The 2553-nt window shown below is 70.2% G+C and carries 3 protein-coding genes; all 3 read right to left on the bottom strand.

Translation table 11 applies throughout. The features are described 5' to 3' along the window. A partial coding sequence (locus ACOADB_RS28885; protein WP_378607391.1) for a zinc-binding dehydrogenase occupies positions 1 to 908 on the bottom strand: 908 nt, incomplete at its 3' end. After that, positions 905 to 1858: an LLM class flavin-dependent oxidoreductase gene (locus ACOADB_RS28880; protein WP_378607388.1), complete on the bottom strand. Its 954-nt coding sequence runs from the start codon at positions 1856 to 1858 to the stop codon at positions 905 to 907. The genes ACOADB_RS28885 and ACOADB_RS28880, both read right to left, overlap by 4 nt. After that, on the bottom strand, positions 1855 to 2553 hold a 699-nt coding region (locus tag ACOADB_RS28875; protein WP_378607385.1), incomplete at its 5' end, for an alpha/beta hydrolase. The genes ACOADB_RS28880 and ACOADB_RS28875, both read right to left, overlap by 4 nt.

The following is a 2553-nucleotide window of genomic DNA, read 5'->3' as shown; positions in this document are numbered from 1 at the left end:
GGGAACGCGCGGTCGATCACGGGCGGGGGTACGTCGTGCTCGGCCATCAGGCCGAGCAGCCCGGCGAAGTCGTGCGGGCTGCCCATCGTGGTGCCGAGCAGGTCGTACTGGCCGAAGTAGAACGGGCGGATGTCGATCGGCGCCTGTTCGGCGCGGCTCGCGCCGAGCACGACCAGCCGGCCACCGGGACGCAGGGCGCGAATCGACTGCGTCCAGGTGCCCACGGAGTCGAGCACCACGTCGAAACCCGTCCCACCGTTGAGTTCCCGCGCATCCTCCGGCCAGGAGTCGGCCCCGCTGCCGTCGTACCGGACCCCTCCGGCGGCGCCGATGTTCCGCGTCTGGTCGATCTTCTCGTCGGCCGAGGAGGTCACGACGACGCGAGCACCCACGGCGGCAGCGAGCATGACCGCCGTGGTGGCCACGCCTCCCCCGGCGCCGAGGACGAGGAGACTCTCGCCCTTCTGGAGCCGGGCACGGGAGAACAGGGCGCGGTAGACCGTCAGGCCGACCAGCGGCAGTGCGGCCGCCTCGGCCCAGCTGAGGCCGGTGGGCTTGGGCGCAATGCACTCGGTCGGTACGGCGACACGCTCCGCGTAGGTGCCGGGACGGTGGTCGCCGAGGATCTCCCACTTGCTGCCGGGCGCGGACTCGTCGCCTCCCCACCACAGCGAGGGCAGGATCACGACCTCCTCGCCGGTGCTCAGGTCGATGCCGGCTCCGTCGGCACCGGGTGTGTGCGGCAGCGGGGAGGAGTACTTGCCCTCCCGGACCAGGACGTCGTGCCAGTTGAGTGCCGCAGCGCGCAGCTCCACCACGGTCCATCCGTCCCGGGCCTGCGGGTCGGGGCGATCGGCGAGGCGCAGGACATCCGGGGCGCCGTAGGCCTCCTGGATGATCGCCTTCACGAGACCGACACCAGTGAGCCCAGCCGATCGCGGACCTGGCCCGAGAGCTCGATCGCTTCGTCTGCGGAGTCGGAGATCGGGATCAGCGTGATCGTCCGCGCACCGCCCTCGATGTACGGGGCGATGAACTCGGCCACGTCGTCCGGCGTGCCGGCAGCGCTGATGTGCTGGAACTTCTCGGGAGGAAGGTTGTAGAGGGAGGACATTGCCCCGCCCAGTGCCTCGCGTGCCCGATCGGCGTCCTCACCCAGGCCCACCCAGATGTTGAGGCCGGCAAAGGTGGGGCCGGTGCGGTCGCTCTGCTCGAATCCGTCAACGATCTGCTGGTGGGTGGACGCGTAGCGGCGGGCCGAACACCACATGCCGAGCCAGCCGTCGCCGTACTCCACGGTCCGTCGGACAGCGACGTCGCCGCCACCACCGATGACGATCGGGACACGCGTCTCGGGCGCCGGAAGGATGCTCGCGCCCTCGAGCTGGAAGAACTCGCCAGCGTGGTCGATCACGTCGCCCGAGGCGAGGCGACGCAGCAGCCCGAGCGTCTCGTCCATCCGACGGCCTCGAGACGCCGGGTCGACGCCCATGTTGGTGACCTCGCGGCGGTCCTCGCCGGCAACTCCGACGCCCAGGGTCAGACGGCCCGGCGCGAGCTGGCTCAACGTTGCGATCTGGCGCGCGGTGCCCATCGGGTGCCGCAGGCCCGCGAGGTAGACGCCCATCAGGACATTGAGGCGCTCGCTGGCAACCAGCGCCGCTGTCGCCGCGACGAAGCCGTCGAAGCCGACCCCGCCGTGGAAGCTGATGTGGTCGCCGACGGTGAGGTGGTCCAGGCCGACCTCTTCCATCCTGGCGAGCAACGCGCGGCGACGTGCCGGGTCGGACACCAGGAAGTCGTCATTGAGGGCGATGCCGACCTCGATCTCGGAGTTCATCTGGCGATGCTCGCTCATTGTCGTCCACCTTCACAACTATTGGTCTGACCAAAAACTGGAGAACTCTCCAACCCGGCAAGGACCCCGGCGAACGCCTGGACCTCCCTTGCAAGGAGGCCCGGCACCTCGGCCGCGGCGAAGTGTCCGCCGCGGTCCAGCTCGCGCCAGTACCGCAGGTCCCGGTACTGACGTTCGACCGCGGATCGCGGGGGCCGGATGATCTCGCCCGGGAAGATCGAGCAGCCGGCGGGGACCTCGACCGGCGCCAACTGGCTGCGCCAGTTGACCTCGCGGTAGAAACGGGCAGCCGAGGCGCCCGTCGCCGTCAGCCAGTAGATCGAGACCGTGTCGAGGACGTCTTCGCGCGACAACAGCGAGGTGCCGTCCGGCCCGGTGTCCGACCAGGCCCACAGCTTCTCGACGATCCAGGCACACAGGGCCACGGGCGAGTCGACGAGGGCGTAGCCGATGGTCTGTGGGCGCGATCGCTGCACCTGCGCATAGGCATAGCCGTCCTTGCGGTAGCGGTCCTCGCGCTCGAGGCCGCGCCTCTCGCTCTCGGACGCTCGAGCGCGGTCCTCCTCGGTCGCCATCGACACCGGAAGGGTGAGGTGAATTCCGCGCACGCGATCGGGGTGCCGGCGGGCGAGGGCGGTGCTGACCACCGCACCCCAGTCGCCGCCATGGGCGACGAAGGTCGGATACCAGAGGGT

It is taken from the genome of Nocardioides sp. CPCC 206348, assembly GCF_048654705.1.
Lineage (GTDB): Bacteria > Actinomycetota > Actinomycetes > Propionibacteriales > Nocardioidaceae > Nocardioides.
The sequence above is the reverse complement of the archived record's forward strand: the minus strand, read 5'-3'. Positions and strand labels throughout refer to the sequence as shown.